Source organism: Acidobacteriaceae bacterium (assembly GCA_028283655.1).
GTDB lineage: Bacteria > Acidobacteriota > Terriglobia > Terriglobales > Acidobacteriaceae > Granulicella.
The window spans coordinates 309,585-331,898 of the sequence record JAPWKE010000003.1 but is presented as its reverse complement, the minus strand read 5'-3'; the positions used below and the strand labels follow the sequence as shown (position 1 = coordinate 331,898).

The following is a 22,314-nucleotide window of genomic DNA, read 5'->3' as shown; positions in this document are numbered from 1 at the left end:
GATGTCCTTACGGATGCACGAGGAGTACTCCGCCGGTGAGCACGGCTCCATTCGCACCGTTGCTTCCTGCGACGAAGACGACGTCCCCTACAGCGAGGGCGTGTGGCACCGCCTTGATCTCCGTTACCTTCACATCGGGAGGAACGATGACGTCCGTCGATCCACCGGCGAACTTCACCTGAAGACTGCCGCTTCCTGTCTTGGCAATGGCACCGTTGCTCATGCGGCTGTGCGTGGCGGGTGCGACGGATGTGTGGGCCTGCGCGACCGCGCCGTTGCTCATGCGGCTTCCATGCGCTGCGCCTGCGACACCGTCCATCATGTGGCTGCCTTCACCCAGTCCGCGCAGTTCCTCCGGAAAGATGTGGATCTCGGTCGCGTGCTCTTTGCCGTCCGCACCTTTTACGCTGGTCACACCGACGAAGGCCGCATCCTTTACATGCGACAGGTCCGAGGGGAGACGGTCGTACACCTTGAATCCCGGCTTTGCTTTCACGCTGAGCGTCTGACCCGCGTTCGTGGTCAGCGTGAAGGTTGAGCCGGTCACTTTCGTGACCTTGCCTCGAACATTGCTTGCTTGCGGAGTTTGCGCTGAGACCACTGTCGCGGCTGCCATCACGGAGAACACTGCTACCCATACCTTCTTCATAAGACTTCCCTTTCCTGTTCGGTTGAAACTGTTGCTAACCAGAAGGCTTCTGCCTCATCCCATCAGGGACAAGTGCGCGCCAACGATGGACTGCTCTTCGGCTGGCGAAATCGCTCCTACCAGCAGAATCCTGTGTCCGTTCGCGTCCCCTTCCGTGACGTTGTAGCCATCTTCGGAGCGCGTCTGAATGCTCATAGATCGCGGATCGAACAGCTTCCAGATGGGACCTCGGTTCTTTTCATTCAAGAAGTAGACAGAGATCCTCTGCGTGCCCTTGGCGTATTCGAGGTGCACATACCGTCGGCCCGCGATCGAACATTCCTTGCCGTGCACGAGCTCATAGCCGGGGATGCTGAGTTGTGCGGCGCTCCCCGACGTACCGACACGCTCTGCGACCATCCGCTGAATGGCTGGCTTGTCTGAGAAGAGCCAACTGCGCCGATGCAGAACAACCTCGTCAACGTGGTCGAGACGCGCACGCGCGAATTGCCCTTCCTTCATGAAGACGAGCGAACCCGCCACCATGCATAGCAGCATCGCCGCTGCCGCAAACATGATCCATCGCTGAGGAATGAAGCGCGGGACCGTGCGTGCACCGTATATCTCCTGGCGCACGCGCGCCTGCACGGCAGACGTATCCACGCTCTCGATCGGCAACGCGAAAGCGATAGCTCTGTCGAGCGATGCGTGATCCTCCACCAATCGGCTGCAGAGCGCACACGCTTCTGCATGGCGATCGACCTGCGCCATGGTCGCGCTATCGAGATCTCCCGCAAGATAAAGCGGCAACAGGTAGTTCACATCGGAGCAAGTCATGCGTTTCCCTTCTTCGGTGCAACGACCGTGGCGGCTTGCGGATAGAGGAGCTGGCGAAGGTCCGAGCGCGCTCGGCTCAGTCTCGACATCACCGTTCCGATCGGAACATCGAGGAAGCCTGCGATCTCCTTACACGTGAAGCCTTCCACGGCTGCGAGCAGCAGAACGACACGGCGCTCGGCCGGTAGAGTATCTATGGCTGCAGTGATGTCGCTGCCCGAGAAACCGTCATAGCGACTGCGGATCGGCACCACGTTGTCCAGTGTGAGGGTCTCGGGTATATCGACGATCTCAAGCGATGGTCGCGTAAAGTTTTTGCGAAGATGATTGAGAAGAATCTTGAAGAGCCATGCCCGGCAATTGGTGCCGTCTTGGAAGTGGTCAAACGTGCGCCACGCCGACAGCAGAGCTTCCTGCACAGCGTCTTCGGCGGAGGTCTGATCTCCCGTCATCCGTCGAGCAACCCGCTGCAGGCTTGCGGCGTGCACCATCGCCGTGCGCTCGAACTCTTTCGCTCTATCCCGGTCCGCAGCCAAACGGTCACTACTTTCTGCGAGACATCCGCACGAACTCTATAAGGCTGGCGACGCGTAGATTCATCCCGAGGCGAGATGTTTTTTCTCTTGGTACCGATTACCTGGCGGCCGCCGCGGCGGATCGCCTACTGCGAACGACCTTTGGCGGACTCAGTCGGCAAGCCATAGAGTTTCAGGAACGAGTCGACGCCCCTTGCAGCGCGCTTCTCCAAGCCCGCTTTCGTAAGCCTTTGCGGCAGTCCCAGTAGAGCTCGCTGGACCAGGTCCGCACTAATGAGAGCGACAAAGTCGTGCGCCGCCATCTGCGTGTCCTCGATAGCAAGTCGCTTCTCTGCCGTCTGTCGAGCCAGATATTTCTCCAGACGACCTACGGCTTGCTCGGGGCCAGACGACATAAATGCCTTTGCAATCTCCGGAAACCGGGTTGCCTCCATGTAAACGATCCGAACCAGAGCGACGTGCCGCTCGTCTATGAGGCGATCGAGAAAATACTTGCCCATGGAGAGCAGAACCTCGCGAATGGGCGCGTCTTCAGAGATGAAAGAACCAAAGGTCTCCGCTCCAGACTCCATGCGACGTTGGATGACCGCCAGGAAGAGCTTCTCCTTCGAGGGAAAGCGAGAGTAGAAGCTCTGTTTCGACGCGTGAGCCCGCTGCGCAATCTTGGTCGTGCTCGCGCCATGAAAGCCGTCTTCGAAGAAAACTTCAGCGGCGACGTCGAGAAGCGCGTCTACCCGTCGGCTCTCTTCTTCTTCGGCGGGCAGTCCTGTGGATTTGGGTCTGGGCATCTTTCTCCAAGTTTATCGTGAGATCTTGCATCCTTTCTCGCTTTCTCGCACTCTATAGTACGGTACCGACTGGTACTGAAACTATGGCATTCCGACCCAAACACAATCCCTGGGCCATCGCGCTCACCGTCACGCTGGCGACGATCATGGAGGTACTCGATACCTCCATCGCGAATGTCGCGCTGCCGCACATCGCGGGCTCACTCGGCGCTTCGCAGGACCAGGCGACCTGGGTCATCACGTCCTATCTCGTGAGCAATGCCGTTGTGCTGCCCATCGCTGCGTATCTGGCATCGCTGATCGGGCGAAAGAAGTTTTACATGAGCTGTGTGGCCCTCTTCGGCATCAGCTCCGTTCTCTGCGGCCTCGCCCCTTCTCTCCCCTTGCTGCTCTTCTTCCGCGTACTGCAGGGAGCCGGAGGTGGAGGCTTGGCTCCATCCGAACAGTCGATTCTTGCAGATACCTTCCCGCCGGGAAAACGCGGTCAGGCCTTTGCCGTGTACGGGCTCGCCGTGGTCACTGCGCCGATCCTCGGACCGACGCTTGGTGGATGGATCACCGACAACTATGACTGGCGTTGGATTTTCTTCATCAACGTCCCGGTAGCTCTCCTCTCGCTCTTCCTGACGCACCGCCTCGTCGAAGACCCTCCGCACATCCAGGAAGAAGTGAAGGCCGCCCGCAACGGCAAATTCAAGATGGACTACGTCGGCTTCGGCTTCGTCGCCCTTGCCTTTGGCTCGCTGGAGGTCATCCTCGACAAGGGGCAGGAGGACGACTGGTTCAACAGTCACTTCATCACGATCTTCGCCATCCTTGCCGTCATAGGCTTCGCCTGCATGATCACCTGGGAGCTGTGGGTTGCGAAGAAGGGCGAACGCCCGATCGTTGACTTACGGCTCTTCGCGAATAAGGGCTTCGCCATTGCGTTCTGCATGATGCTTGCGCTCGGATTCACGCTGTATGCAACGACTGTGATGCTGCCGCAGATTCTGCAGGAACTGATGGGGTACACAGCCCAGCTGGCGGGCATGGCTCTATCATCCGGCGGTCTAGCGACTCTGCTGACGATGCCGATTGCCGGCGCGCTCGTCGCTCGGGTCGATCCACGCAAGATCATCATCTTTGGCTTCCTCAGCCTGAGCGCCGGATTGTTCTACCTCGCTCATGTGGATCTCGCAGTCAGCTTCACGTGGGTGGCCAAGGCACGATTCCTGCAGTCGCTTGGCGTCGGCTTTCTGTTCGTGCCCATCAACACCCTGGCTTACGTGGGGACCAAGCGCGAGAACAGCAACGACGTCTCCGGCCTTGTAAACCTCGCTCGCAATATGGGTGGATCGCTTGGAACATCGTTCGTCTCCACGTTCGTCGCGCGATGGGGACAGCGGCATCAGGTCTATCTGGCTCACCACGTTTCGCAGGCGAATCCGGCATGGCGTGTGCGCTTCCAAGCCATGACAGCTCAGGCACACGCTACGGTCGCCTCCAACACGGACGCGCAGCATCATGCGCTCGCTCGCTATTACCAGAGCGGGTTACGTTCACAAGCCCAGCTCCTCGCCTACATCGACATCACTCACTTCCTTGCCTTTGCGCTGATTCTTGTGGCTCCCGTGGCGCTTCTGATGACACGGCCACCCAAGGGCACACAAGCTGCGGCGCACTAGAGGGTACTTTTATGCGTTCATCCAACACGTCTTCCATGCTCTGCACCGTCGTAGTGCTCGCCTCGGTCGCGGCTGCTGCTACTGCGTCCGCTCAAACCATCTCACCTTCCGGCGCATCGCGCAGTAGTGTGCAGCAACTGCCGCTCTCTGGACGTCAATCTACCGGAGGCTCCGTCTCTACCGGACAGAACGCGATCGGCGGCGGCAGCAACTCCAGCGCGAACACCGTGAACACCAATGTTCAAGTCAGCGGAAGCTATGCCGGTAGCGTGCTCGATCGAAGTGTGACGGACGGCACGCTGACACTGACGCTGCGCGATGCCATTCGCCGCGGTCTGCAGTTCAACCTCGGGTCCATCTCGGCGAAGAATACCGACAGCCAGGTCCGAGCCCAAAGACTCCTCGCCCTAAGTGCGTTGCTCCCCGCAGTTGATGCGTCCTTCAGCTTCACCGAGGAGAAAGAAAGCCTCAAGGCAGAAGGACTCGGCGCAAGCACGATTCCTTCGCTGGGTGAGTCCTTGCCCTCGACCATCGGGCCGTTTCACTACTACGACGCGCGCGGCACAGCCTCGCAGAAGATCTTCGACAAGACGGCTCTGGACAACTACGCCAGCGCGAAGAGCCTGGAGCGCGCGAGTGCCTTGAGTCAGAACGATGCTCGCGAGCTCACTACTCTTGCCATCTCCTCGCAGTACCTCCGAACACTCTCGGACATCGCACTCGTGCAATCGCAGGAGGCGCAGGTCCGCTACGCGCAGGCCAGCTATGACCAGGCCGCTGCCCAGAATCGTGCGGGGACGAAGGCGCGCATCGATGCACAGCGCAGCCTGGTGGAACTACAGACGGAGCAACAACGACTCAGCTCCAATCGCGCTGACCTTGAGAAGCAGGAGTTGACGCTGCTACGCGCGATGGGCGTTCCCCTACGCATCAAGATCAAACTCGTAGAGACGCTGCCCTATCACGAGGTCACAAATGTATCTCTGGATACAGCGGTACAGGCAGCAGAGGCGAATCGTCCTGATTTGAAAGCAGCCGCGCAGCAACTGAAGGCTGCCGAACAAGCGCTCAAGGCCTCGCATAGTGAACGCCTGCCAACAGCGTCTGCATCGGGATACTACGGCATCGAAGGGATCAATCCGAATGCTGGAAATGGCGTCTTCGGCGTGACCGGTTCGGTAAGCATTCCCATCTTCGATGGCCGACGCATCAGCGCTGATATCGCGCAAGCTTCCGCCACACTCTCTCAGCGCCGCGCCGAGTATCAGGACCAGGAGCAGAACGTTGAGCTTGACGTTCGCAACGCCCTCATCGATCTCGACGTCGCCAGCAATCAGGTCAAAGTCGCCGAGAGCAACCGCAAGCTGGCGCTCGACACCTTGAAGCAATCACAGGATCGCTTCACCGAAGGTGTGACCGACTCCGTCGAGGTCGTTCAATCTGCGGAGACCCTCGCCTCCGCAGAACGCGACTTCATCAGCAGTCTCTACTCCCACAACGTCGCCAAGCTCAGTCTTGCGCGGGCGATGGGAGAACTTGAAAAAGATGCCCCTGGCATTCTGGAGGAGAAGTAATCATGCCGATCAGGACGCAAACACTCAGAACCCGCAGTCAGAAAACGCTGCACCGCAACCGCAACGTAGCGAACAGCAGCAGGGACAAAATGGCTCCAAGCCCGAGAGCAAACCGGCTGATCCTGCGAAGAAACGCAAGATCATGATCATTGCCGTGGTCGTCGCTGTTGTAGCTCTCATCGGCGGTGTGCTCTGGTGGCTGCACGCTCGGAATTATGAAGATACGGACGACGCGCAGATCGACGGTCATCTTCACTCCATCGCGTCCCGCGTCGAAGGCACAGTCGTCACCGTTCATGTTGAAGATAACCAACCTGTGCACAAAGGCGACCTCCTTGTAGAACTCGATCCCAAAGACTACGAGGTGTCGCTGAACAAGGCAGAAGCTTCTTACCAGCAGGCCCAGGCGCAGACGGAAGTGCAGAATCCGAACCTGCCGATTACGCGACAGACCAACACCACCAATGTGAGCACCGGACAAGCGGAAGTCGCCAATGCCGCAGCTGCACTCGCTGCTGCGGAACACGATCAGGCCAGCGCCACGGCACAGTTGGATGAGGCGAAAGCCAACAACGACCGCGCACAAAAGGACCTTCAACGCTACACCCGGCTGCTCGAACGAGACGAGGTCTCCAAGCAGGATTACGACCAGTACCTCGCCACAGCGAGGGCACAGTCGGCTAGTGTGGCTCAGCAGGAGGCTGCGCTTCGGTCCTCTGCGAAAGTCGTCGACCAGCGCAACGCTCAGTTGCAGGAACAGCGCGAGAAGCTCCACCAAAGCCAGGTGAACGCACCGCAGCAGGTCGCCATTCAGCAGGCGCAGATCACGTCCAGCAAGGCCAATGCCGCATCGCAAAAGGCTGAGATGGATCAGGCAGCTCTCAACCTCGGGTACACGAAAATCTATTCTCCGGTGGATGGCATCGCCACAGAACGCAGCGCCGAATCTGGCGGCAAGGTCAGTGCGGGCCAGCAACTCATGATGATCGTTGAGTCAAATGACATGTGGGTACCCTCAGCCCGGAACCGAGATCCTCGGCGGCCTCGGGCCAGGACTGATGATTCAACAAAGAAGGTTCTCTTACTACGCGAACGTTTATCACGAGTTCGGCGCCGTAGACACCTCGGAAGGTAACCGCTTTGTCCTGCGAGTTGAAAAGACATTTTGATAATAGAAAACTCATAGATGCCAAGAATGAGGGCTGAAAAGCCTGTCTTGATGCCAAGGCGCTACATGATAGATAGCGTTTTCCCCGAGAAACCCTTGTTTGCACAGACCATGGAGCGTTTGTCAATACGGCGAAAGCTTCTGGAAGCACTGAATTTACAGGGAAATAATTTGAAGCTTGAACAATCCCCCAGGCGTCTCATCTCTGATTCGCTTCATTCTGCGTCAATAGCCCCGCCCCATGGATTCAGGGCCGCGGAAAGCGATCACCTGGGAGGATTTCATGAAGTATTTGCTTGCAGCGCAGCCTTTTCCCGCAGCGCGCAGAATGCACGGCGGCACAGCTGCCGTTGCTCTGGTTACCGCGTTTGCCCTGGCAGGATGCAACAAGGACGCACCGAAAGCAGCGCCTGGTGGCGGCCTTCCGGTCAGCTACATCACGGCTGCGCCCTCTGATGTCCCTCTGAAGAACGAATGGGTAGGCACCCTCGACGGCAACGTAAACGCACAGATTCAGCCCCAGGTTACCGGCTATCTGGTTGCGCAGAAGTATCGTGAAGGCTCCGTCGTCTCCAAGGGCGAGGTACTCTTCCAGATCGACCGTCGTCCGTTCGAGGCAGCTCTGGCGCAGGCTCAGGGGCAAGTTGGACAGGCACAGGGGCAGCTCGCACAAGCGCAGGCAGCCGAACAACTGGCGAAAATTAACGTCAATCGCGATAGCCCGCTGGCAGAACAGCGCGCCATCGCCCAGAGCCAGCTCGACAACGACAAGCAGCAGCTAGCTACGGCGGAAGCCAACATTGCGACCGCCACGGCATCCATCGCTTCTGCAAAGGCTGCCGTGCAGACGGCGACGCTGAATCTTGGATTCACCGAGGTTCGTTCGCTCATCAGCGGCGTTGCAGGCCAGGCAACCACTCAGGTCGGCAACCTTGTCAGCCCGCAAACCACGTTGACGGCGGTCTCGCAACTTGACCCCATCCGCGTTTACTTCTCGATGAGCGACAACGAGTACCTGACGCTCACCAGCCGCGCCCGCCAGAACAGCATGAGCTTCGATAAGGATATCTCCCGCATCGAACTCTCGCTCGTACTGGCCGATGGTTCGACCTATCCACACAAGGGTCACATCGCGTTCGTCGATCGTGGAATGAACCAGCAGACCGGTGCCATCCGTATCGCGGCTCTCTTCCCGAATCCCGGCAACGTGCTTCGTCCCGGACAGTTTGGTCGCGTCTCTGCCAACACCGAGACGCTGCACGATGCGATCGTTCTGCCGCAGGCTGCGGTCAACGATCTCCAGGGCGAAAAGCAGGTGTACACGCTGACTTCCGACAACAAGGTGCACATCGTCCCCGTGGTGCTTGGTCCTGAGACCAAGGAGGGATGGGTCATCAAGAGCGGAATTCAGTCTGGCACGCACGTTGCGATTGACCAGTTGCAGAAGCTGAAGGAAGGCATGCCCGTTTCGGCACAGCCTGCCAAGGCCGATGCCTCGACCGCGCAGGGGAGGTAACCCGCGATGAGTAAGTTCTTTATCAATCGGCCCATCGTGGCCATCGTCATCGCAATTCTGACGGTCATCGTCGGTTGCGTTGTCCTTGTTCAACTGCCTACGTCGCAGTATCCCAACATTGTTCCCCCCGAAATCCTCGTGCAGGCGACCTATCCCGGAGCCGATGCGAAGACCCTGGAGCAAGCTGTCGCCACGCCGCTCGAGCAGCAGATGAACGGCGTCGACAACATGCTCTACATGGATTCGGTCAACGCCAATAACGGTCAGACCTCGCTCTACGTCGACTTCGACGTAAAGACCGATCCTGACATCGACCAGATTCTCGCTCAGCTTCGCGTTTCTCAGGCCCAGTCGCAGTTGCCTGCCATCGTGAACACCGCGGGCCTGACCGTGCAAAAGGCGCTTACCTCGCCCCTGATGCTCGTCAGTGTGAACTCACCCAATAACGGCTATGACGCACAGTTCCTTACCAACTACGCGATCATCAACTTGCAGGATGAAATTGCTCGTCTGCCCGGTGTCAGCCGTACGCAGGTTTTCGGCGGACAGTATGCGATGCGTATCTGGATCAAGCCGGACCAGATTGCCAAGCTCGGCGTAACGGCAACCGACATCGTCAATGCTGTTACCACGCAGAACAACGTAAACCCCGCCGGTCAGATCGGCGGCGAACCTGTACCCAGCGGCCAGCAGTTCACCTACACGGTGCGCACGCAGGGCCGTCTCGTTACAGCGGAAGAGTTCGGCAACATCATCATCCGCGCCAATGCGGACGGCTCGGTGCTGCATCTGCGCGACGTTGCTCGCGTAGAACTCGGTGCACAGACTTACAACATGACGGCCCGCTACAACGGCGCTCCGGCCGGCATCATGGCGGTCTATCAGCTCCCCGGCTCCAACGCCGTGGAAGTTGCTGCCGCTGTCCACAAGCGGATGGATGAACTGCAGAAGAACTTCCCCGCAGGCATCAAGTACGACATTCCGCTGGACACGACCAAGGCCGTGACCGCAGGCATCCACGAAATCGTAGAGACGCTGGTGATCGCGCTCCTACTCGTCATCCTCGTCGTGTACATCTTCCTGCAGGGTTGGCGCGCCACACTGATTCCGTTGATGGCTGTGCCGGTGTCGCTCATTGGTACGTTCATCCTCTTCCCTGTTCTCGGCTTCTCGATCAACACGTTGTCGCTCTTCGGCCTCGTGCTCGCCATCGGTCTCGTCGTCGATGACGCCATCATCGTGGTCGAAGCCGTTGAGCACCACATCGAACAGGGCATGACTCCCCGAGACGCAACCATCAAGGCGATGGAAGAGGTCGGAGGCCCGGTTGTGGCCATCGCTCTCATCCTCGCGGCGGTGTTCATCCCGACGGCGTTCATCCCCGGGATCACCGGTCGCCTCTATCAGCAGTTCGCCGTCACCATCGCGATCTCGGTCATGATCTCGGCGTTCAACGCGCTGACGCTCAGCCCCGCGCTCGCTTCCCTGCTGCTGAAGCCAAGGGACAAGAACCGCAAGCCAAGTCTTCTCACACGCTTCTTCAACTGGTTCAACCGCGTCTTCAGCCGCACAACGGAAAGCTACGTTTCGACCTCGAGCGTACTCGTCCATAAGTCCGGTATGGCGATGCTTGCCCTTGCGATCATCGCAGCCATTGCGGTCTTCTCCGGGGCCAAGCTGCCCAGCGGCTTCATCCCGCAGGAAGATCAGGGCTACCTCTTCGCTGCCCTGCAGCTTCCGGATGCCTCGAGTCTGCAACGTACCGATCTTGCTGCGCAGAAGATCACCAAGGCCTTGCTCCAGACTCCGGGCATCGGCGGCGTCGTAGCTGTTAACGGCTTCAGCCTGCTCACGCAGGTGCAGAGCACGAACAGCGCCTTCTTCTTCATCTCGCTCAAACCTTGGGATGACCGCAAGACGAAGGAAGAGCAGATCGAGGCTATTCAAGCCAGCGTCGGCCAGAAGCTTGGCGGCGACGGCGATGGTCTCGCCTTCAGCTTCCCTCCACCGGCTATTCCCGGTGTCGGTACCTCGGGCGGCGTGACGATGGTTCTGCAGGACACCTCCGGCACGGACGATCCAACGTTCCTCGCCAAGAACCTCGGTGCATTCCTCGGCGCACTCAAGCAACGTAAGGAGATTGCAGCCGCAATCCCGTCGTACCTGCCAGCCGTTCCGCAGCTCTACGCCGATGTCGACAAGGAGAAGGCCGCACAGCAACAGGTTGCCCTCTCTGACATCTACACCACCATGCAGACCTTCATGGGCGGCTACCTGGTCAACTACTTCAACCGTTTCGGTCGCCAGTGGCAGACCTACGTAGAAGCAGAAGGCAGCTCGCGTACGCAGATTGGCAACATCAGCCAGTTCTATGTACGCAGTGCGAACGGCAGCCAGGTTCCTCTCGGCTCGCTCGTCCACACGCGGCAGACCAACGGCCCTGAGTTCATCATGCGCTTCAACGAGTACAACGCTGCGCAGTTGAACATCTCCGGCGCTCCGGGCTACAGCTCCGGGCAGGTCCGCCAGGCTCTCGAAGAGACCTTCGCCAAGACCATGCCGGAAGGTATGGGCTTCGCCTACTCGGGCATGACGTACCAGGAGCAGAAAGCAGCACAAGGCGTTCCCACATGGGCTGTCTTCGCGCTCTCCATCCTTATCGTCTTCCTGATTCTCGCCGCGCTGTATGAAAGCTGGACGCTGCCTTTCAGCGTTCTGCTCAGCACACCGGTCGCGATCCTCGGCGGTTACCTCGCACTGCAGCTTCGGTCGTATGAGAACGACATCTTCGCGACCATCGGCATCGTCATGCTGATCGGTCTCTCCGCGAAGAACGCCATCCTCATCGTCGAGTTCGCCGTGGCCAACTACAAAGAGGGCAAGAGTATCTCTGTGTCTGCACTTGAGGCAGCCAGACTACGCTTCCGTCCCATCGTAATGACGGCGTTCGCCTTCATCTGCGGTTGCTTGCCTTTGTGGACAGCAACCGGCTCGGGTGCAGTTTCACGACGCATCCTTGGTACGGTGGTGATCGGCGGCATGGTGCTGGCAACGCTCATCGGAATCCTCATGGTTCCCGTCACCTTCTCCGTGGTTGAGTACCTCAGCCTGCACTTCAAGAGAGGCGGCAAGAACGTCAGCATGGACTCCACGCACGTGATTGAAGGCCACGAGAATGACACCCCCAACCAGGACGGTCACGCCACCGGAGGACACGCCTAATGCAACCCACCACACGCGTCACCCGGCACACGTTAGCGCTTGCGTTCAGTACGCTCGCGCTCACGGGCTGCCTTGGGCCCAAGTACACGCGCCCCACGGTGCAGGCGCCGCCTGCCTTCCGTGGGGCCGACGACGCGGCCGTCGCCACCGAGGCCGCTAACTCTCTCGGCGATCAGAAGTGGACCGAAGTCTTCCAGCAGCCCGAGCTGCAGGAACTCATCAAGACCGCGCTCGCCAACAACTACGATCTCCGCATCGCAGCGCAACGCGTGCTCGAGTATCAATCGCAGGTGAAGATCGCCCGTGCTGCACAGTTCCCCTCGCTCAGCGCGGGTGGAACAGGTGCAGGCGCCGACCTTCCCTCGTCGGTCGGCAGCTCCATCGCCAACCCGCTCGTCATCGGCAGCTTCAACCTGCAGGCATCGTGGACGCCCGACTTCTGGGGTCTCTACCGCAAGCAGACCCAGGCTGCTCGTGAAGACCTGCTCGCCCAGACATGGGCACAGCGTGCCGTTCGCGTCACGCTCGTGCAGCAGGTCGTCACTGGCTACCTGCAACTGCGCATGCTCGACGAGCAGTTGAAGATTGCCACGGACACCGCGGGCATCCGCAAGGACTCCCTCGATCTCACTCGCAAGCTCGAAAGCGCGGGCTCCTCGCCTCTGTCGGATGTTCGCCAGGCCGAGCAGCTTTACTACACCGCTACCGAGCAGATCCCTGTGCTTGAAGAGCAGATCCAGCAGAACGAGAACGCCATGCGCCTGCTACTGGGACAAACGCCCGGAACTGTTGTTCACACAGCACCCGACGCGCTTGCTCCTCCGCCTCAGGCTCTGCCCACCGGCATTCCGTCGCAACTGCTTGAGCGTCGTCCTGACATCCAGCAGGCAGAAGCCAACCTCCGCGCAGCCAACGCTCGCGTCGGCGTAGCTCGTGCGGCGTTCTTTCCCTCGCTTGCCATCAGCGGCTCGGCAGGCCTCGGCGGAGACACCTTCCCGAACATCTTCAGCTCAGACAGCAAGACCATCTATGGTCTCGGCAATCTGACGCAGCCGATCTTCGCCGGTGGTCAAATCCGTGGCAAGTACGATCTCTCCAAGCAGCAGAAGGAAGAGCTCGTCCTCACCTACCAGAAGACGATCCTCGGAGCCTTCCGTGATGTCTCCAACGCGCTGATCGCCGTCAACAAGTCGAAGGCTGCACGCGAGCAGCAGGAGCGTCTCGTCTCCGCGGCACGCGACGCCACGCGTCTTGCCCAGATGCGCTACAAGGCTGGCTCGACGAGCTACCTCGAAGTGCTCACCGTCTCCTCCAACGAGTTCTCTGCAGAGCTGCAACTCGCAACCCTGCAGGAAACCGAAGCCCTCACCCTCGTGCAGCTTTACGCTGCTCTTGGCGGCGGCTGGCAGTAGACCTTCAACTCGAACAACATACAAAAAAGGCTCCGTCGCGATCACATCGCACGGAGCCTTTTTGTATGTACTTTCTCACCGATCGTCTTTTGCTGCTGCACACTAGTAAAGGGAAGAGAGTCCATCGGACCGCTTCCTGCATCACACAAGTGGAGGGTTACAACCTGTGGCAACTGCTCAGTCTGACGCGCTGGTCTTTTTCGGAGCAACCGGCGATCTAGCGTATAAGAAGATCTTCCCCGCCCTGCAGGCGATGGTGAAGCACGGCAAGCTGAACGTTCCTGTCATCGGTGTCGCAAAGGCCGGATGGACGCTCGACCAGCTCAAGGACCGCGCGAAGGATTCGCTCGAAAAGCACGGCGGCCTCGACGCAGAAGCATGGCCAAAGCTTGAAAGCCTCTTCCGCTATGTGGACGGGGACTACTCCGACGACGCGACCTTCCAGGCCGTTCGCCGCGAACTCGGCGACGCCAAGCATCCTGCACACTACCTCGCCATCCCCCCGGTTCTCTTTGAAATGGTGGTCGAGCAGCTCGTAAAGTCGGGCTCAGCAGAAGGTGCTCGCATCATCGTGGAAAAGCCCTTCGGCCATGACCTCGCGTCTGCACAGGAACTCAATCGCATCCTGCACACGGCCTTCGACGAATCCGCCATCTTCCGCATCGACCACTACCTCGCGAAGAACTCCGTCAGCAACATGGTCGGCTTCCGCTTCTCCAACGCGCTCTTCGAGTCCCAGTGGAACCGCGACCATATCGAGAGCGTGCAGATCCTCATGGCCGAGAACTTCGGCATCCAGGGCCGCGGCGTCTTCTACGACGCTACCGGAGCCATCCGTGACGTCATCCAGAACCACGTCTTCCAGGTGCTCTGCAACCTCGCCATGGAGCCACCTGCACGCTTTGACAGCGAGAGCCTTCGAGATGAGAAGGTGAAGGTCCTCAAGGCCATCCCTGCCATTGAAGCAGGCCATTTGGTACGTGGACAGTTCGTCGGCTACCGCCAGGAACCCGGTGTCAAAGCAGACTCCAAGGTCGAAACCTTCGCCGCACTCAAGCTAAGCGTCGATAACTGGCGCTGGAAGGGCGTTCCCTTCTACATCCGCGCGGGCAAAAACCTGCCCACCACCTGCATGGAGATCGTCGTCCGATTCCGTCCTTCGCCGGACGTTGAAGCCACGCCGCAGTGCTCGCCGCAAAACCACGTCCGCTTCCGCCTCAGCCCGGAGATCGCCGTCGCTATTGCCGTGGCCGTAGCACCGCAGAAGACAGGCGACCCGCGTGAATCCGTTGAACTCCTCGCCAGCCGCCACGCTCGCGCCGACGAGGTTGACCCCTACGAGCGCGTGCTCACCGACGCCATGGCAGGCGACCCCATGCTCTTCGCTCGTCAGGACTACGTCGAAGAGGCTTGGCGTATCGTCGATCCGGTCCTCAAAATGGATACGCCGCTCTTCGAGTACCAGCCCCAGACCTGGGGCCCTGTCGAAACCAACGGCATCGTCGACCCTCCCGGTGGCTGGGCCGAACCCATGGCCGAACATCCGGATAACTTCGATTTTCTTCCGCGTAACAAGAGCCGCTAGGACTTTGGGGCAGGCATAACACCTGCCCCAAAAGCCGTAGGGCAGCTTCAAGAAATCACTTGCGGTTCCACGGGAACCTCCGCGACTCTTTGAGCAGATTCAGGCAAGACCCAAATCTCAAAAAGAGTTCAAGAGGTCCCTAGTGAAACGCAAGCCGTTCCGCACTGCCCTGCTGTCTTCCTTCGTGGCGTTGTTGTCCGTTGTTTCCGCGAAAGCCCAAACCATCTACACCTTCCCCGATGACGGCTTCACGCCTGTCTACACCTACATCAACTCCGCCACCAAAACGCTCGACATGACCATGTACGAGCTCGTCGATACGACCGCCGTCAACGATCTGATAGCACTCGAAGCCAAAGGCGTCGTCGTACGCGTCATTCTTGATCAGAACCTCGAGAAGACGAAGAACACCCCCGCCTACAACACGCTCACGGCCGCTGGCATCTCCGTCCATTGGGCTAACACGACGTATCATGCGACCCACCAGAAAACGATCATCGTCGACAAAGCCTCGGCACTGATCCTCAGCGCAAATCTCACCAGCGAGTACTACTCCGACACCCGCGACTTCGGCGTGCTCGACACCAACTCCAGCAATGTCTCGGCCATTGAAGCCACCTTCAACAAAGACTTCACCGACACCGCCTGGACACCGAGCAAGGCCTACTCGCTCATCTGGTCCCCAACGGACTCGGATGCCGATCTGCTCGCCATCATCAACAACGCCGAATACACCCTGACCGTTGAATCCGAAGAGATCAGCGCCTCCGACATCGTCAAGGCCCTTGAAGCGGCCGCAGCACGCGGTGTCGTCGTCAAGCTCATCATGACCAATGACGACAACGACTACGCCTCGGAGTTCAACGCGCTCGCAGCCGCCGGCGTTAATGTTCACGTCTTCAAGGACAACTCTTCTACGCTCTACATCCACGCCAAGGTGACCATCGCCGACGCAGGTTACAGCGGCGACCAGAAAGTCTTCTGTGGCTCAGAAAACTACTCCACCGCCTCGCTCAAAGAGAACCGTGAGCTTGGCATCGTCATGGCCACCTCAGCGCTCGTCACGAAGTTCAACGGCGTCCTGCTGACCGACTATGCCAACTCCACCGTCTGGGTTCCTACGGCATAAAACCGCTCCGGCAAACAACAACAAAACGGCCAAGGCAATTGCCTCGGCCGTTTCCAATTTCATGTTCAACAACGAAGCAAGGCATCAACATCCCAACAGCCGTAACTCCTTCGCGTACTTCGCGTGCAAAACTTTGCGCACGCCACGTTAGGGCTTTTCACGCCTGGTCGAACTAATCCAGATCAAACTCTCGCAGCGGCTTGCCGGTCATCGGAGACTCTTTAGCCTTCTTCACGGCTTCGGCAAACTTCTTCGCCATCAGGTCTTCCTTGTTCTTCTCGGCGTTCACGGACTGCGCGAACAGCGACTCGCGCCGCGCATCCTGCTCCTTCAACGCTCGTGCCGCAGCGCCAAAGTCTTCAAACGTCTTCTTGCGTGGAGCGGCCGTATGCGAGATCACCGAACGGCTTACCGGATCAATCTTCAACATGCCGCCACAATCGGGGCACATCACTTCAAACGGCTGGTCGCTCAGTCCCATCGCAAAACACCTCGAAGGACATTTTAGTACCGACGCGAGTAGCCTGCCGGAGCATACGCATAAGCCCGCGTCCAGCGCGGCTCATTCCGCAGAGCCAGAAACAACGCAATCACCCAGCCAATCACGGTCCAGCCAAAGAAGAGATTGATCATGAAGATGCCAAACTTGCCCCGCGTATCGCGCAGCAGCGCAATGATGGTCGGAAGAAAGTGGATCGCTCCAAACGGCAACAGACAAATTGCAAATAGTGCGTGCATAACGCTCACCTCACACAATGCAATACGCAGCCCTGCACAGGAAGTTCCATCCATCCTGTTCACAAGAACTTGTCATTCCGAACGCAGTAACGAACCTGCTTGTCTCCAAGCCTGCACTTGCTTACAGAAACAACACCCGATGCCCCGGACACTCCAGCCCGGCATGCTCCACCAGCGACTGCACCAGCGAGCCATCATCCTTGGCGAGATACCACGCACCGCCCAGCCAGCGCTCCTGCAAATGCCCATCCGGCAGAATGTTCAGCATGATCGCCGTCGCATGCTTGCGCAGCGAAGCCTCACGCTGCAGCTCATACTGAGCCGCCATTCGCCGCAGACGATTCATCTGGTACCGCATCTTGCTCGCGCTCACTCCTGCAGCCTTACCCAGCTCCGCGCTCAGACTTTCAGCGTACTCCGTCAGCGCAGATAGCTCCGTATCCATCGCATTGCCCACCGCAGCCAGCTTGCGCTTGGCCTCAATCGGCAACGCACGCGCACCTAACCGCAGCGCGAGTTCGTCCACCGTCTTCGCGGCCCACACCTGCTGCACGGCAACCTCGTGCTGCTGCATCACCTGCCCAATCGCAGGCTCGATCAGCGTCGCCGACAACCGCGGCAGCACCGGCGTAATGCGGCCGAGCAACCGCTCGTACACCACCGCCGACTGCGCAAAGTACGCGACCTCAGCCGGTCCACCAACATAAGCCGCCGTCGGCAGAATCGTGTCCTGAAACACCGGACGCAACAAAGCATTCGGGCTGATGCGCTCTGGCTCGGCTTCGAGAACTGCCAGCAGCTCCGCCGTCGTCAGCGTCCTTGCTCCAGCCTTCCACTCGCCATCCGCCATCCGCTTCAGCGCCTGGCGCGCACCGGTCTCTGCGTCGATCAGGAACAGCAGTGACTGCCCCTTCGACACCAGCACCTGGGCATGAAATCCCTTCGCTTCCAGCTCCGCAGAGCGAGCGAATAACGCCTCTTCCAGCGCCTCGGCTTCTTCAATCGCGCCGCGCAAAGCACTCGCGCCCAGGGCATGAAACTCACGCGACGCCGCATCCATCACAATCAAACCGAAATCTGCAAAGACCCGCGTCATCAGCTTGCCAAACGACGAAGCCAGCGTCTCACCCGCAGCGTAGGACTCGCGCAGCGTATCCGCAAACGGCCCCCACGCAAACAGGTCGCAAGCGTAATCCAGAAGATTGTCCAGCGTCCCCGCAGCGTCAATCGGCAGCCCCCCCACCGGCACCGGACGCTCTGCCTTCAGGCCAAGCTCCAGTTTCTCGACAGCGGTCTTCGATAACAACGCCACCTGGTCGACTTCCGCCAGGTCATGATCTTCGCTCGCCAGCCAGAACACCGGCACATGCTCGCGACCTGTCGCTTCGGTAGCGTCCTTGGCCTTGCGAACAGCCGTCGCGGCCTTCAGCAGCGTCAGCAACGGTCCGCCAAACAGGCCCACCTGCTGCCCGGTCACGACCGCAGCCGCGCCCTTGCGCAGCTTCTCAATATTTTCGAACGTGGCCACGCCAGCGCCAAAGGCCTCAGCCTGCGCCTTCAGCACATCAGCCAGGCCCTCGCGATGCCCCACGGGCAACTCCGGCGACTTCGCCGCCCAGCCCATGTGAAACGGATCAGCCGGGTACCACTTCGCCAGCGATGCCGCTGCCTCCGCAGGCGCACCCTCGCAGAAGGCGCGGAAAAGCGCGCTCGTTCCTGGCAGCGTCGATATAGGGAAGCATTCGGCGTTCATCGTATACAGTTTCTCACCTTGACGATATTTGGATGCAGATCGAAGCATCACGTTGCGAACAATTCACGGCCCACCCGCCTCGTGTACGTTAGAAGCCATGCCGAAAGTCGTCAAAACAGCCGCCAAACCGTCGAAGAAAGCCACCAGCAAACCCGCCAAAGTCACCGCTGCCGACAAGCCGCTTGCCGGAAAAACGCTGCGCGGCAAAGCCAAAGTACTCGCCAGCAAGACCGTCTACCAGGGCAGAGTCTTCTGGGTCACGCAGGACGAAGTCACCGAACCCGGCGGCGTCCATGCCACACGCGACGTCATCCGCCACAACGGCTCCGTCGTTATCCTCGCCGTCGACACCAAATCCAATCCCAAAGACCCCGGCATCCTGCTCATTCGCCAGTACCGCCACGCTGCCGACCAGTTCCTGCTCGAACTACCCGCCGGCCGCATCGAAAAGGGCGAAAAGCTAATCCCTGCCGCCAAACGCGAACTCATCGAAGAGACCGGCTACCGCGCCAAAAAGTGGACAGTTCACACCAAGTACTTCGCCAGCCCCGGCTTCCTTTCTGAAGCCATGCACATCCTGCTCGCCGAAGACCTCACGCTCGGCCAGGCCACTCCCGAGGAAGACGAGAAGATCGAGCTGCACATGACGCCGCTCAGCGAAGTCATGCGCCTCATCCATGCGGGCAAAATCCACGACGGCAAAACCCTCATAGGTGTCCTGCTCTACGCTTCACTCCAGCCCGCCAAGCGAAAAAAGTAACGTTACCAACAATTTTTCACTCACAGCAAAATTACTTTGACGAACGGCAGCCTCTTCATCTATCCGTAACTCTCTCAAACACCGTCTCTTTTAGTACGGCGAAAACCAGCAGAGCACGACACGTATTCGCTACTCAAACCAAGCAGGACGGGACAGATAGCACCGTATGGCTCAGTACAAAGGCACCGTGAAGTGGTTCAACAACGCAAAAGGCTTCGGCTTCCTGGGACGTCCAGATGGCACAGACGTCTTCGTTCACTACAGCTCTATCCAGATGGATGGATACCGCGGCCTCAAAGAAGGGGACGAGGTAGAGTTCGACATCATTCAGGGAGACAAAGGACCACAGGCTGACAACGTCACGATTCTCAAACAGGCTTGACCCTCGACGAAACAGCGACACGCTCAACGAAGCCCGGCCCGGGCATCCTACAATCACAGGATGCGCCGCCGCCGGGCTTCTGCTCTTGCCGCCGTGCCTGCCCTGCCATGGATAACATCACCCTCGCCCGCCTGCTCGACGAAACCGCCTCGCTGCTCGAAATCGACGCAGCCGATCCCTTCCGCATCCGCTCCTATCGGCGTGCCGCCGAGACCGTCGAGCAGCAAACGACGCCGCTCGAAACCCTCGTCACACCCGACGCGGATCCCAAGGCGCTGCTCGCGATCCCCGGCATCGGCAAAGGCATGGCCGCCAACATCCGCGACCTCGTCACCACCGGCTCCATGCCCCTGCGCGACGAGTTGCTGACCAAATACAGCGCCTCCATGCTCGAGATCCTCCGCCTCCCCGGCATGGGCCCCAAGACCGTCGCCCTCGTCCACTCCGCCATGGGCATCCAGAACGTCGATCAGCTCGAAGAGGCCGCCAAACGCGGCGACCTGCTCACGCTCCCGCGCATGGGCCAGAAGTTCACCGACAAGCTGCTCAAAGGCATCGAAGACTACCGCCGCAACGCCTCGCGCTTCCGCATCGACGACGCCCGCAACCACGCCGAGCGCGTCAGCGAACTCATCCGTCAATTTCCCGGCATCGAGACCATCACTCCCGCAGGCTCCCTGCGCCGCGGCAAGGAAAGCGTCGGTGACCTCGACCTCCTCGTCACCGGCCCGGCCTGCGAGCCGGACGTGGTCGCCGCCGCAGTCGAGCATGTCGCCACGCTCCCGCTCATCGACAAGCTCATCGCCCGTGGGCAGAACAAGGTCAGCTTCAATCTACGCAACGGCCTGCAGGTCGACGTCCGCCTCCTGCCGCGCGCCAGCTACGGCGCCGCGCTGCAGTACTTCACCGGCTCCAAGCACCACAACGTCGCCCTGCGTCAGCGAGCCATCAAACGCGGCTACACGCTCAGCGAGTACGCGCTCATGCGCCTCGAAGACAACAAGATCATCGCCGCCGCCAGCGAAGAAGAGATTTACAACGCGCTCGACCTCGACTACATCGCGCCCGAGATGCGCGAGAACAGCGGCGAGCTCGAAGCCGCCGCCAGCCACACACTCCCGCAGCTTATCGTCCGCTCCGACATTCGCGGCGACCTGCACATGCACACCACCGAAAGCGACGGCTCGAACTCTATCCGCGAGATGGCTGAAGCCGCCATCGCTCGCGGCCTCGAGTACATCGCCATCACCGACCACTCGAAGCTCCTCACCATGACCGGCGGCATGGACGACAAGCGCGCCCTCGCGCACGCCGCCCGCATCCGCGCCGAAAGCGACCGCCTCGCCGAAGAGTTCGCCGCCAGACGCGGCCCGCAGTGGGACCGCTTCCACGCTCGCCAGAACGCCGGTGAGCCGCTGAACCCGGAGCCCACTGCCCCCTTCCGCCTCCTCGCCGGCTGCGAGTGCGATATCCTCCTCGACGGCTCCATGGACCTCGAAGACGACACACTCGCGCAGCTCGACATCGTCGTCGCCAGCGTCCACTCCGGCTTCAACCAGACGCCCGAGGAAGTCACCGCGCGAGTTCTCCGAGCCTGCGAAAACCCCTACATCCAGATCCTCGGCCACCCCACCGGCCGCAAGGTGCTCAAGCGCGATCCATACAAGGTGGACGTCGTGCAGATGCTCACCGCAGCCGCAAAATACGGCATCGCCGTCGAGCACAACTCCAACCCCGCTCGCTCCGACCTCAGCGACCTGCAACTCCGCCAGGCCAGGGAACTTGGCTGCAAGATCATCGTCAACACTGACGCCCACTCCGTCGACGAACTCGACCAGATCGACAACGGCATCGTGCAGCTTCGCCGCGCCTGGCTCACCGCCGCCGACCTCATCAACACGCAGCCGGTCGAGGCCTTCCTCGCCTCCCTGCGCCCACGCCCGTAGACGCCATGAAGCCGCCATGAAGCCGCTCAACTACAGCAGCCTCGCGAACAGCTTTAGCCCGTACGTCCATCACCAAGGAAGCCCAGAATGCCCGACCTGCAACTAGCCCCCGAACGCTCCGGCTCGCCCATCAAGGCGATCATCATCGCAGTCATCGTTCTCACGCTCGTCGCTCTGGCCGTCTACTTCTTCAACCCTCGCAAGACCGCAGACCTCACCGTCACGCACACCGAGCTCTTCACCCCGAAGGTCCAGACCACCAGCCTCTTCCCCTCCAGCGGCATCAAGGTCATCTCGCCGGACAACTCCGGTGGAGAGGTCAGTACCTACGTCGTCGCCACGCTGAAGCTCGACAACAAGCTCCGCCTGCCGATCTACTTCGTCGGCGTGGAAGCCACCGCCGACCTCGCCACCGGTGAGCACATCGCAGCCACCGTCCTCGGCTCGCTCAGCGACGTCAGCAACGTCCAGCTTGCCTTCCCCGCGCTCCACCCGCTGCTTCCGCACCCGCTCATGGACGAAGACGAAGCCGCTCCCGGCCAGACGCTGCAAGGCCAGGTCATCCTTCTCTTCCCCAACATGACGCCCGAGCAGTGGAAAGCAAAACGTGCAGCGAACCTGACGCTAAACCTCGCGCATCAGAACCCGCTACACGTTCCTATTCCCTAGATCT

General features: G+C 59.9%; 19 protein-coding genes. 12 read left to right on the top strand and 7 right to left on the bottom strand.

What is annotated here, in order from left to right:
• Positions 1-7 precede the first annotated feature (7 nt).
• The 4 genes from PW792_04160 to PW792_04145 form a co-directional block, all read right to left on the bottom strand.
• Positions 8-649 carry a hypothetical protein gene (locus PW792_04160; protein MDE1161126.1) on the bottom strand — a complete coding sequence of 214 codons (642 nt, stop codon included), beginning with the start codon at positions 647-649 and terminating at the stop codon, positions 8-10.
• Between the two features lie 54 nt (positions 650-703).
• Positions 704-1,465, bottom strand: a complete 762-nt coding sequence (locus tag PW792_04155) for a zf-HC2 domain-containing protein (protein MDE1161125.1) — start codon at positions 1,463-1,465, stop codon at positions 704-706.
• Positions 1,462-2,001 (bottom strand): sigma-70 family RNA polymerase sigma factor, encoded by a 540-nt coding sequence (locus PW792_04150; GenBank protein ID MDE1161124.1) that lies wholly within the window; start codon positions 1,999-2,001, stop codon positions 1,462-1,464. The genes PW792_04155 and PW792_04150 overlap by 4 nt, the downstream gene beginning before the upstream one ends.
• A gap of 125 nt (positions 2,002-2,126) precedes the next feature.
• Positions 2,127-2,789: a TetR/AcrR family transcriptional regulator gene (locus PW792_04145; GenBank protein ID MDE1161123.1), complete on the bottom strand. Its 663-nt coding sequence runs from the start codon at positions 2,787-2,789 to the stop codon at positions 2,127-2,129.
• Between the two features lie 83 nt (positions 2,790-2,872).
• Here PW792_04145 and PW792_04140 point away from each other — a divergent pair, with 83 nt between their 5' ends.
• The 8 genes from PW792_04140 (at position 2,873) to PW792_04105 (ending at position 16,062) form a co-directional block, all read left to right on the top strand.
• Positions 2,873-4,456: a DHA2 family efflux MFS transporter permease subunit gene (locus PW792_04140; GenBank protein ID MDE1161122.1), complete on the top strand. Its 1,584-nt coding sequence runs from the start codon at positions 2,873-2,875 to the stop codon at positions 4,454-4,456.
• An 11-nt stretch (positions 4,457-4,467) separates the two neighbouring features.
• Positions 4,468-6,030 (top strand): TolC family protein, encoded by a 1,563-nt coding sequence (locus tag PW792_04135; protein ID MDE1161121.1) that lies wholly within the window; start codon positions 4,468-4,470, stop codon positions 6,028-6,030.
• Positions 6,002-7,165 (top strand): biotin/lipoyl-binding protein, encoded by a 1,164-nt coding sequence (locus PW792_04130; protein MDE1161120.1) that lies wholly within the window; start codon positions 6,002-6,004, stop codon positions 7,163-7,165. Before PW792_04135 ends, PW792_04130 begins: the two co-directional genes overlap by 29 nt.
• A gap of 316 nt (positions 7,166-7,481) precedes the next feature.
• On the top strand, positions 7,482-8,714 hold the full coding sequence (locus tag PW792_04125) for an efflux RND transporter periplasmic adaptor subunit (protein MDE1161119.1): 1,233 nt from the start codon (positions 7,482-7,484) through the stop codon (positions 8,712-8,714).
• A gap of 6 nt (positions 8,715-8,720) precedes the next feature.
• On the top strand, positions 8,721-11,936 hold the full coding sequence (locus PW792_04120) for a multidrug efflux RND transporter permease subunit (GenBank protein MDE1161118.1): 3,216 nt from the start codon (positions 8,721-8,723) through the stop codon (positions 11,934-11,936).
• Complete coding sequence (locus PW792_04115) at positions 11,936-13,348, top strand: efflux transporter outer membrane subunit (protein ID MDE1161117.1); 1,413 nt, start codon at positions 11,936-11,938, stop codon at positions 13,346-13,348. Before PW792_04120 ends, PW792_04115 begins: the two co-directional genes overlap by 1 nt.
• A 166-nt stretch (positions 13,349-13,514) precedes the next feature.
• Positions 13,515-14,933 (top strand): glucose-6-phosphate dehydrogenase, encoded by a 1,419-nt coding sequence (gene zwf, locus PW792_04110; GenBank protein MDE1161116.1) that lies wholly within the window; start codon positions 13,515-13,517, stop codon positions 14,931-14,933.
• 142 nt (positions 14,934-15,075) lie between these two features.
• Positions 15,076-16,062: a phospholipase D-like domain-containing protein gene (locus PW792_04105; GenBank protein MDE1161115.1), complete on the top strand. Its 987-nt coding sequence runs from the start codon at positions 15,076-15,078 to the stop codon at positions 16,060-16,062.
• 172 nt (positions 16,063-16,234) lie between these two features.
• On the opposite strand, the gene PW792_04100 is transcribed toward PW792_04105, so the two are convergent.
• From PW792_04100 to bshC, 3 genes are all read right to left on the bottom strand, one after another.
• Positions 16,235-16,543 carry a hypothetical protein gene (locus PW792_04100; protein ID MDE1161114.1) on the bottom strand — a complete coding sequence of 103 codons (309 nt, stop codon included), beginning with the start codon at positions 16,541-16,543 and terminating at the stop codon, positions 16,235-16,237.
• Between the two features lie 23 nt (positions 16,544-16,566).
• The gene (locus tag PW792_04095) at positions 16,567-16,800 is read right to left on the bottom strand and encodes a superinfection immunity protein (GenBank protein ID MDE1161113.1); all 234 of its coding nucleotides are present in this window, start codon (positions 16,798-16,800) and stop codon (positions 16,567-16,569) included.
• A 121-nt stretch (positions 16,801-16,921) separates the two neighbouring features.
• On the bottom strand, positions 16,922-18,553 hold the full coding sequence (bshC, locus tag PW792_04090) for a bacillithiol biosynthesis cysteine-adding enzyme BshC (protein ID MDE1161112.1): 1,632 nt from the start codon (positions 18,551-18,553) through the stop codon (positions 16,922-16,924).
• Positions 18,554-18,650: 97 nt separating this feature from the next.
• Here bshC and PW792_04085 point away from each other — a divergent pair, with 97 nt between their 5' ends.
• The 4 genes from PW792_04085 (at position 18,651) to PW792_04070 (ending at position 22,310) form a co-directional block, all read left to right on the top strand.
• Positions 18,651-19,313, top strand: a complete 663-nt coding sequence (locus PW792_04085) for an NUDIX hydrolase (protein ID MDE1161111.1) — start codon at positions 18,651-18,653, stop codon at positions 19,311-19,313.
• A gap of 166 nt (positions 19,314-19,479) precedes the next feature.
• Entirely contained in the window at positions 19,480-19,695 is a 216-nt protein-coding gene (locus PW792_04080; GenBank protein ID MDE1161110.1) for a cold shock domain-containing protein, read from the top strand.
• 107 nt (positions 19,696-19,802) lie between these two features.
• The gene (locus tag PW792_04075) at positions 19,803-21,641 is read left to right on the top strand and encodes a PHP domain-containing protein (protein MDE1161109.1); all 1,839 of its coding nucleotides are present in this window, start codon (positions 19,803-19,805) and stop codon (positions 21,639-21,641) included.
• An 87-nt stretch (positions 21,642-21,728) separates the two neighbouring features.
• Positions 21,729-22,310: a hypothetical protein gene (locus PW792_04070; GenBank protein MDE1161108.1), complete on the top strand. Its 582-nt coding sequence runs from the start codon at positions 21,729-21,731 to the stop codon at positions 22,308-22,310.
• The last annotated feature ends 4 nt before the right edge of the window (positions 22,311-22,314 follow it).

Bases quoted from the DNA above. Each gene is read 5' to 3' on its own strand.
- PW792_04160 (MDE1161126.1), bottom strand. From the start codon at position 649: ATGAAGAAGGTATGGGTAGCAGTGTTCTCCGTGATGGCAGCCGCGACA.
- PW792_04155 (MDE1161125.1), bottom strand. From the start codon at position 1,465: ATGACTTGCTCCGATGTGAACTACCTGTTGCCGCTTTATCTTGCGGGA.
- PW792_04145 (MDE1161123.1), bottom strand. From the start codon at position 2,789: ATGCCCAGACCCAAATCCACAGGACTGCCCGCCGAAGAAGAAGAGAGC.
- PW792_04140 (MDE1161122.1), top strand. From the start codon at position 2,873: ATGGCATTCCGACCCAAACACAATCCCTGGGCCATCGCGCTCACCGTC.
- PW792_04135 (MDE1161121.1), top strand. From the start codon at position 4,468: ATGCGTTCATCCAACACGTCTTCCATGCTCTGCACCGTCGTAGTGCTC.
- PW792_04130 (MDE1161120.1), top strand. From the start codon at position 6,002: ATGCCCCTGGCATTCTGGAGGAGAAGTAATCATGCCGATCAGGACGCA.
- PW792_04125 (MDE1161119.1), top strand. From the start codon at position 7,482: ATGAAGTATTTGCTTGCAGCGCAGCCTTTTCCCGCAGCGCGCAGAATG.
- PW792_04120 (MDE1161118.1), top strand. From the start codon at position 8,721: ATGAGTAAGTTCTTTATCAATCGGCCCATCGTGGCCATCGTCATCGCA.
- PW792_04115 (MDE1161117.1), top strand. From the start codon at position 11,936: ATGCAACCCACCACACGCGTCACCCGGCACACGTTAGCGCTTGCGTTC.
- PW792_04100 (MDE1161114.1), bottom strand. From the start codon at position 16,543: ATGGGACTGAGCGACCAGCCGTTTGAAGTGATGTGCCCCGATTGTGGC.
- PW792_04095 (MDE1161113.1), bottom strand. From the start codon at position 16,800: ATGCACGCACTATTTGCAATTTGTCTGTTGCCGTTTGGAGCGATCCAC.
- bshC (MDE1161112.1), bottom strand. From the start codon at position 18,553: ATGAACGCCGAATGCTTCCCTATATCGACGCTGCCAGGAACGAGCGCG.
- PW792_04085 (MDE1161111.1), top strand. From the start codon at position 18,651: ATGCCGAAAGTCGTCAAAACAGCCGCCAAACCGTCGAAGAAAGCCACC.
- PW792_04080 (MDE1161110.1), top strand. From the start codon at position 19,480: ATGGCTCAGTACAAAGGCACCGTGAAGTGGTTCAACAACGCAAAAGGC.
- PW792_04075 (MDE1161109.1), top strand. From the start codon at position 19,803: ATGGATAACATCACCCTCGCCCGCCTGCTCGACGAAACCGCCTCGCTG.
- PW792_04070 (MDE1161108.1), top strand. From the start codon at position 21,729: ATGCCCGACCTGCAACTAGCCCCCGAACGCTCCGGCTCGCCCATCAAG.